Below are 443 nucleotides of genomic sequence, written 5' to 3' on the forward strand. Positions count from 1 at the left end.
GGCGCCGCCGCGGTCGACCCCGACGGCTCCGCCGCCCCGCTGCGCCGGCTGCGTCACGCCGTCCAGGTCGGGATCAGCCAGACCGCGCCCCGCACGACCAGGCAGATGCGCGCCGAGAACGCCCTCGCCCGCCGCCTCGCCGACCGTGAGGCCGACTACCTGCGTTTCCTCACCGACCTGGCCGTGCCACCCGATAACAACGGCAGCGAGCGCGACATCAGGATGGTCAAGGTCCGGCAGAAGATCTCCGGCTGCCTGCGTTCCCTGACCGGCACCAGACAGTTCTGCGCCCTGCGCAGCTACCTGTCCACGACCCGCAAACACGGGATCGGCATGCTCGACGCCCTCCGCCGCCTCACCAAGGGCCGCCCCTGGCTGCCCACCGACCAGGCCACCACCCTCGCCGCGGCTTAACTCAAAGTCACCACGAGCTGGTGAATACC

The 443-nt window shown here is 70.9% G+C and carries 1 protein-coding gene; it reads left to right on the forward strand.

What is annotated here, in order from left to right; all coding sequences use genetic code 11:
- On the forward strand, positions 1-414 hold a 414-nt coding region (locus AC08ON_RS12710; protein WP_476617042.1), incomplete at its 5' end, for an IS66 family transposase.
- Between the last annotated feature and the right edge of the window lie 29 nt (positions 415-443).

The sequence above is a fragment of the Frankia sp. CoWAU3 genome (genome assembly GCF_977971855.1).